This is a genomic window from Pseudomonas sp. GM48 (assembly GCF_000282335.1).
Lineage (GTDB): Bacteria > Pseudomonadota > Gammaproteobacteria > Pseudomonadales > Pseudomonadaceae > Aquipseudomonas.
The window spans coordinates 20,779-28,578 of record NZ_AKJM01000104.1 but is presented as its reverse complement, the minus strand read 5'-3'; the positions used below and the strand labels follow the sequence as shown (position 1 = coordinate 28,578).

The 7,800-nt window shown below is 61.5% G+C and carries 8 protein-coding genes; 4 read left to right on the top strand and 4 right to left on the bottom strand.

Annotated elements, in window-relative coordinates; translation table 11 throughout:
* Nucleotides 1–162 precede the first annotated feature (162 nt).
* From PMI28_RS11125 to PMI28_RS11135, 3 genes are all read left to right on the top strand, one after another.
* On the top strand, nt 163–567 hold the full coding sequence (locus tag PMI28_RS11125; protein ID WP_007988405.1) for an antitoxin Xre-like helix-turn-helix domain-containing protein: 405 nt from the start codon (nt 163–165) through the stop codon (nt 565–567).
* Nucleotides 561–1,253, top strand: a complete 693-nt coding sequence (locus PMI28_RS11130; RefSeq protein WP_007988403.1) for an RES family NAD+ phosphorylase — start codon at nt 561–563, stop codon at nt 1,251–1,253. The genes PMI28_RS11125 and PMI28_RS11130 overlap by 7 nt, the downstream gene beginning before the upstream one ends.
* Before the next feature lie 187 nt (nt 1,254–1,440).
* Nucleotides 1,441–1,764, top strand: a complete 324-nt coding sequence (locus PMI28_RS11135; RefSeq protein ID WP_007988401.1) for a hypothetical protein — start codon at nt 1,441–1,443, stop codon at nt 1,762–1,764.
* Between the two features lie 69 nt (nt 1,765–1,833).
* Here the strand turns inward: PMI28_RS11135 and PMI28_RS11140 are convergent, their stop codons facing one another.
* The 4 genes from PMI28_RS11140 to PMI28_RS11155 all read right to left on the bottom strand — a co-directional run bounded on the left by PMI28_RS11140 (nt 1,834) and on the right by PMI28_RS11155 (nt 5,827).
* Nucleotides 1,834–3,426, bottom strand: coding sequence for a DHA2 family efflux MFS transporter permease subunit (locus PMI28_RS11140; RefSeq protein ID WP_007988399.1), 1,593 nt, complete (start codon nt 3,424–3,426; stop codon nt 1,834–1,836).
* Complete coding sequence (locus PMI28_RS11145; RefSeq protein ID WP_007988397.1) at nt 3,423–4,520, bottom strand: HlyD family secretion protein; 1,098 nt, start codon at nt 4,518–4,520, stop codon at nt 3,423–3,425. Before PMI28_RS11145 ends, PMI28_RS11140 begins: the two co-directional genes overlap by 4 nt.
* A 96-nt stretch (nt 4,521–4,616) precedes the next feature.
* Nucleotides 4,617–5,030: a cupin domain-containing protein gene (locus tag PMI28_RS11150; protein WP_007979246.1), complete on the bottom strand. Its 414-nt coding sequence runs from the start codon at nt 5,028–5,030 to the stop codon at nt 4,617–4,619.
* A 44-nt stretch (nt 5,031–5,074) separates the two neighbouring features.
* Entirely contained in the window at nt 5,075–5,827 is a 753-nt protein-coding gene (locus PMI28_RS11155; RefSeq protein ID WP_007988394.1) for an SDR family oxidoreductase, read from the bottom strand.
* Between the two features lie 260 nt (nt 5,828–6,087).
* Between PMI28_RS11155 and PMI28_RS11160 the strand changes: the two genes are divergently transcribed.
* Nucleotides 6,088–7,677, top strand: a complete 1,590-nt coding sequence (locus PMI28_RS11160) for a winged helix-turn-helix domain-containing tetratricopeptide repeat protein (RefSeq protein WP_033063440.1) — start codon at nt 6,088–6,090, stop codon at nt 7,675–7,677.
* The last annotated feature ends 123 nt before the right edge of the window (nt 7,678–7,800 follow it).

Genomic DNA, 7,800 nt, shown 5'->3' with positions numbered 1-7,800 from the left:
GCTACGCCAGCTGCTACAGATTGCGTTGTGGCTTAACTGATCGGCGTTAGCCTGCAAGGCGCTTTTTTTCGTCCGCATCCAGTCCACTGGTCGCACCGGCATTGCTCTGTAGATTCAATCTATCTACATTTGAATCTGTAGATGCAATACGAGCACACGAACATGGCCGTCCTCGCCCAAGCCCAATCCTTCAGTAAAAACCAATGTGTCACCGGCCTGCGCGCCGCTGTGAGCATTCTGGAAAAGTGGCAAGCCACCAGCGATCAGACCTGTCGCATCCTGCGCATCTCCCGCAGCACCTATACCCGCGCCCGTCAGCGAGACCCGGATTGGGCGGTGACGCTGGATGCGGACCAGATGCAGCGCATCAGTTTTGTGCTGAACATTCATGCAACGTTGCGGCTGGTGTTCGATAACCCGGAGAACGTCTACGGTTTTGCCTCGATGGCCAACGACAATGAGTTTTTCAATGGCCGTAGCCCGCTGGAGATCATGGCTCAGGGCGACATGATTTCGCTGTATGAAACCTTCCGCCGCATCGACATGCTGCGGGGGGCGCAATGGTGATGGCGAGTGAGTTGGCGGCGTTTGCCGGTGAGTCGTTGCAGGCTTATCGCCTGGTCAATTCGAAGTTTCCGCCCATTGCGCTGTTTGATGATGTGGCGGACGCGGATGAGTTTGAGGCGTTGTTCGAGATTCAGGCGCTGACCAATCCGCGGTTGAAGAATGAGGTGGGTCAGCTGGAGTTGATTGCGCGCAGCGAGATCCCGTTCGGGATTGCGGGTTGCTCCTACGCGATAGCGCCGTTTACCCACGTCAACCCGGCGGGTTCGCGCTTCAGTGACGGCAGTTTTGGTGTGTTGTACTTGGCGGATTCAATGGAAACGGCACTGGCCGAAGTGCGGCATCACCAGGGCCTGTATTGGTCGAAGGTGCCGAGCCTGAACTATGAGCGGTTTGTGTTTCGAGGGTTGGTTTGTGCTTTTGGCGATGCCGGAATGAAGGATGCTGCGGCCCTGCCGATGAATGATCCGGTGTATGCACCGGACGACTACAGCCATTCCCGTGTTCTGGGGCGGGCGGTGCGGGACGCCGGTTGTCCCGGTTTGCGTTATCACTCGGTGCGGATGCCGGGCAGTTATTGCTGGGCGTTGATGACGCCAAGGCCCGTGTCCTCGATCATTCAAGCGGCGCATTACGAGATGATCTGGAATGGGCAAATCACCAGCGTGAGTCAGATCAGCGAAGCTTGAAGGCCTTGCGATAACCCTGTGGCGAGGGAGCAAGCTCCCTCGCCACAGAAAATTCCCTCGCCGCACGCGCAGTGTTCGATCCATTGACTGCGTCGATAGTCACCATTGACTCAATGAAGTTCTCTTAAAAAATCCCCGGCGTAACATCTGCTCCATACCAACCCATTACACCCCGGAGCACACCATCATGAAACGCCAGACTCTCCTCAGCATCGCTTTCTCGGTTTTCGCCGTTAACGCTTTCGCCGCCACCTCTGCTCAAACTGTGGTCGCTGAAGGCGGCTCGGATCGTCTGATTGAAAGCCGTGTGGCTGAGGGTGGCTCCGATCGCCTGATCGAGAATCGTGTGGCCGAAGGTGGTTCCGACAAACTGATGCAAAACCGCGTCGCTGAAGGCGGTTCGGATCGTCTGATCGAAAACCGCGTGGCCGAGGGTGGCTCCGACAAACTGATGCAAAACCGCGTTGCCGAAGGCGGCTCCGACCGTCTGATCGAAAACCGCGCCGTCTGAATGCAGTGCTTTACCGCAACACTCAACGAAAAGCCCGGCCTCAACAGCCGGGCTTTTTCGTGCGGGTCATCAATTCGTCCGTTGTTCATGCACTTTCGCGGATCGCGAGAGGCCAATCTTGATGCCGACCAGGATAGGCGCGGCAAAGACGAACAGCAGGGCCACGGCAAAGAACGCCGTATCGAAGGCAATCACTGTGGCCTGACCCGACACCGCTTTGCCCAGCAGGCTCGTGGCTGCCCGGCCGGCGGCCATCTGATCCATGCCCTTCCCTGCCAGCATCGCGGTAGTGGTCGTCAACCGTTCGATGACCGCGTGCGCCCCTGGGTTGACGTTGGCGCCGAGGACCGCGCCATTTGTGACAACGTGATGGTCGATCAAGGTCTGCAGCCCCGCGACACCCATCAAGCCACCCAACTGGCGCCCTGTATTAAACAGGCCGATGCCGCTGGCCAGGTTGCGGCTGTTGAGGTGGGTGAAAGCAATCAGCGTGATCGACAGAAACAGGAAGCCAAGGCCCAGGCCGCGCAACAGGATGGCCACCATCATGTCGTCGGTGCCGCTTTCACCAGTGGAGCCGGACAGCATCCACATCGCACCCATGATCAGCAGGATGCCAAAAGGCACGGTCGCCACGGGCGGCACGCGGCGGACCTTGAACAGATAGGCAGCGATGAGCAGCGAGCCGACAAAAAAACCGCCACTGGGCAACAGGAGCAGGCCGGCATCGGTCGGCGTGAACGCGAGTACCGACAGGGCGAACGCCGGGATCAGGTACGCGCTGCCGAACAGCGCGGCTCCGGCGACGAAACTGACGATAAAGGCAAAGGTGAAATCGCTTGATTTAAACAGGCTGAAATCGAGCAGCCCCTGGCCGTTGGCCAAAACCTGTTGGCCGAGAAAGGCCAGCAGCGCGGCGGCACCGATCACCGTCAGCAACAGGATGCGCGGTTCCTCGAACCAGTCCCAGCGACTGCCCTGGCTGAGCACGTAGGTGAAACACAACAGTGCGGCAGCGATCAGTGAACAGCCGAGCCAGTCAAACGAACGTTGCCGGACCCTGGCGGGCATGGGGTGGTCGGCAATGAGCAAAAGGCCGATCGCCGCCAGGGCCAGCGGCACCACGCTGAAGAAAATCCAGGTCCAGGACTGGCTGTCGATCAACCACCCTTGCAGGGCCGGTGCGAGAGTCGCAGACGCGACCACGGCCGCCATGGCAAACAGGGCCTGGAGGATCGGCTGAAGGGAACGCGGATAGCCGCGAAATATGATCGCCTGGCCCGCCACCAGCAAAGTACCGCCAGCGAAGCCTTGCAGGATGCGCAATGCGATCAGCAACTCCAGCCGGGCGGTAACGGCAGCCACGCAGCACGCCAGGCCCATGACCAGGGTGGCGCCGATGATCACGTTGCGCGCAGAAAAACGCTGCATCAGCCAAGGGGCGATCATGAACCCGATCAGCTTGAGTGCGATGTAGCCGACGTCCAGCCAGGCGAATTCGTCAGGCGTGGCATAGGTGTCGCCGATGATGTCGGCGCGGCCGAGGGCCAGCACGGTGCTGGCGATCGCTTCGGTCAATGTGGCCAGCACGATGCCCGCGATAAGCAGGACGCCGGTCGTCGCCCTGGTGCTACCCGGCGTGGCGCAGGCAACGCGGCTCATGAGCCGGTCCCTTGCGCAACCTCTACCCGCGCGGACAGCCCCGGCACAATGCGCCCCGGCAGCGGATTGCCAGCCAGGCGGATCTTCACCGGAACACGCTGCACCACACGCACAAAGTTCCCGGTGGCATTGTCGGGTGGCAGCAGGCTGAACGCCGAGCCACTGCCCGGTGCAAAGCTGTCAACCACGCCATCGAGTGCCGCGTCGGGGTAGCCATCGACCGTAACGCGCACGTGCTGGCCGGGGCGAATATGTTCGAGCTGGGTTTCCTTGAAATTCGCCACGACCCACACATCGTTGACCGGCACGATATCGAGCAGGGAAACGCCCGGCGTTACGAAGCGGCCGAGGCGAACCTGACGGTTACCGACGACGCCATCCACAGGTGCGCGCACCACGGCATGATCGAGATCGATCTGGGCGAGATCGCGCGCGGCCTGTGCCTGGGTCACGGCGGCGACGGCAGCCTCGCGCTCGGCCACAAACACCGTGATGCGTTGTTGTTGCGCCTCGACCGTTGCCGAAGCGGCCGAAACCGAAGCCACGGCTCTGGATTGTGCCGTGCCGGTTTCATCGACCAGGGCCTGGCTCACCGCGTTGCTGACGATCAGCTTGCGGCTGCGGTCATGGGTCTTGGCCGCCAGGCTCATGTCGGCGGTGGCCGAGCGCCTTTGTGCTTCGGCCTGCCTGATCAGCGCATGCTGAAGCTGGATCTGCGCATCGACATGGGTCAGACGCGCCTGGGCGGCGCTGACATTGGCCTCGGCTTGCGCAAGTTTGGCGCGATAGTCGCGGTCATCGATACGAAACAGCACATCACCCGCGTGCACGGCCTGGTTGTCCCCGACCTCGACCGCCGTGACATAGCCGGCGACCTTGGCGGCCAGCGAGGTGACGTCCCCGCGGACATACGCGTTGTCGGTCGAGGTCACGCCATTCGAAAACGCCATGGCCCCCCAAACCGCCACGACTATCAAGGCACCGACGCACAGCAACAGGCCGATGGTCTTGCGCTTGCTGCGCCGCACCACGACCTCAGGCGTTCCGGTACTTGCGCTGGTGGCAATGGCGGCTTTGTCCAGGAGCGAGTTCATTTTTTCATTTCCTGTTCAGTGCCAAGAACTAAAACAGCCACTGGGCGACAGGGTCTGCCGCCCGGCTGTCGAACGTTCATGAGCGCGTTGATCGGCTCACTGTTTGATCGGTGTAACGAGCACCTTTTCTTCGGTGTCGAGGACGAACACCGCCAACAGGCGTGCAGGTTGGGTATCGCTGGCGTTGGCGCTGACCAGATGCACGGAACCCGGCTCCTCTACGAAGTTTTCGCCGACCTTGTAGATCTTTTCCGGCTGACCTTTGACCTGGATGCGGAACGAGCCTTCAAGGACCGTTGCATAGATAAAGGCTGTTTTCGGATGGGTATGGGCCGGCGATGCGGCGCCCGGCCCATACTCGACGACCACGCCCCTCATGCTCTTGCCCGGGATATTGGGAATGGGACGGTCGAACACCACCGTCACCTTGCCGGGGGGCGGCTCGGCGGCCGATGCGGCGCTGATCGAGAGCGCGGCGAAGACAGCGGCCATCAGCAATCGGGTAACCATGGGATTTCTCCTGGATTCGTAGGGAAATGTGAGGGTGCGATTCGTTACTGCGCCGTCGACCGGGCCAGCCAGTCGTCGAAGCGGATCGCCCCCAGGCGTGCGTTCTTGCCGGTGACTAGCGATTGATCGTCGAGCACGGCGCCGAAGTAACGGGCATGTATATCTGGCACGACCTTGCGGTTGTCCTGGGTCGCCCGCAGATAGCGCCTGGCCAGTTCGTCGATCGGCATGACTTCCGGGCCGCCAACTTCAACTGTGTCATTGACCGGTGCTGCCAGCACGACATCGGCCAGCGCCGCTACCACGTCGTCGGACGCAATCGGCTGGATCAGCGCCGGCGAAGCATGAATCTCATCGCCGACGGTGAACGACTGGACAATGCCGCCGGCAAACTCGGAGAACTGCGTGGCACGCACAATGGTGTAAGGCACGCAGGACGCCTTGATAAGGGCCTCCTGCGCGACCTTGGCCCGGAAATAACCGGTATCGGGAAGCCGTTCGCTCCCTACAATCGACAGAGCAACGTGATGACGAACCCCGGCAGCGGCTTCGGCGGCCAGCAGGTTACGGCTCGACGTTTCAAAGAAATCGAGAACGGCCTGGTCCTCCCACGACGGCGCGTTCGCCACGTCGACCACCACATCAGCACCATCCATCGCTTCGGCCAGGCCTTCGCGGGTGATGCTGTTCACGCCCGTGCTGGGGCTGGCGGCAAGCGCGTCATGGCCGCGCTCGCGGAGGGTACTCACAAGTTTCGAGCCGATGAGGCCGGAGCCTCCTATAACGACGATCTTCATGGCTTTTCTCCTCTTGTCGACTGCAACCATTGCGTCGGTGTAGAGCGAGATTGCCTGCATGCGTGAAGCAAGTCCTTGCACCGGGCTTGGGATTGCCTTGGAGAGTGCTTGGATTTACGTCCAAAGCTGATGATGTTCGTCCAGCCGCCCTTGTCGCAGACGGTGCAGCGGCAGTCGAGCTGCCGTATCATCCTCCTCAATTACCAACCGCCAGCCGCCTGGACACGGAGTTGAGGGCGCTTCGCCAGGGGATACTCGACTTGCCATTCACGTTTGAAGATTACGTGCTCGATCAGGAGCGCCGGGAGCTGACCTTGCGCGGGCAGGTCGTAGCCGTCGGGCCACAGGTCTTCGATCTGTTACTGCTGTTCGTCAACAATCCCGATCGCGTCCTCAGCAAGGACGAGTTGCTCAAGTCGGTATGGAGCGGCCGGATCGTTTCGGAATCGACGATCACCAGCCACATCAATGCGGTGCGCAAGGCCATCGGTGATACCGGTGAGGAACAGCGCCTGGTGCGCACCGTCGCCCGCAAAGGCTACCGCTTCGTCGGCCGGATCAACGGCGACACGACCGGGGAAGCGCCCCAGCCCGACATCGACGAACGCTCGAGCGCTGCCCCGACGCAAATCCCCTCCCCTACGCTCGCCCTGCCGGACAAACCCTCGATAACAGTCCTGCCGTTCCAAAACCTGAGTGGCGATCCGGAGCAGGAATACTTCGCCGACGGCGTCGTGGAGGACATCATCGCCGCCCTGTCGCGTCTTCGCTGGCTGTTCGTCATCGCGCGCAATTCGAGCTTCACCTATAAAGGCCGGGCGGTGGACGCCATCGGCGTTGGCCAGGAGTTGGGCGTTCGCTACGTACTCGAAGGCAGCGTGCGCAAGAGCGGGAACAAGCTGCGCATTACCGGGCAACTGATCGACGCGACAAGCGGGACGCACATCTGGGCGGAACGCTTCGAAGGCCTGCTCGACGACATCTTCGAGCTACAGGATCAAATCACCCAGAGTGTTGTCGGGGCTATCGCGCCGCAACTGGAACGGGCGGAAATCGAACGCGCCAAACGCAAGCCGACGGAAAGCCTGGACGCCTATGACTACTACCTGCGTGGCACGGCAAAACTGCACAGCGGCAGCCGGGAAGCCATCGAGCAGGCGCTGCCGATGTTCTACCAAGCCATCGAACTCGATGCGGAGTTTGCCTCGGCCTATGGCATGGCTGCCTGGTGCCACTTCTGGCGCAAGCTTAATGGCTGGATGAGCGATCGACCCGCGGAAATCGCCGAGGGCATACGGCTGGCGCGTCTGGCGGTGACCCTCGGCCGCGATGATGCCGTGGCGTTGACCCGGGGCGGACATGCGCTGGCCCATCTCGCTGGCGAAGTCGACGGCGGCATTGCACTGCTCGACAGGGCGCGCCTGCTCAATCCCAACCTCGCCCCCGCCTGGTTTCTGGGCGGTATCCTGCGGGCGCTGCACGGTGAAACAGACGCCGCCATCGAGCATTTGAACCATGCCGTGCGCTTGAGCCCGCTGGACCCGGAAATGTTCAGGATGCAGGTCGGGATGGCGCTCGCGCATTTCTTCGCCGGGCACTTCAATACCGCTGCAGACTGGGCGGAAAAGGCACTGGGCAACCTGCCTAGCCTGCTGGTCGCGGCGGCGCTGGTGGCGGCCAGTCATGCGCTCGACGGGCGAATGGATAAAGCGACGTGGGCGATGCAACGCCTGCAAGCGCTGGATCCCTCTTTACACCTCGGCACCCTCAAGGAATGGCTGCCCATTCAACGGCCTGAGGACTTCGCCCGTTTCGTCGATGGATTGCGCCTGGCGGGATTGCCAGAGTAAAGCCGACCACCCTTAACCTGTAGGAGCGAGCTTGCTCGCGATGGTCGTCAACGATGACGCGGGGGTTCTGATTAATCGCGGTGTCTTCAAGCCCATCGCGAGCAAGCTCGCTCCTACAATTGC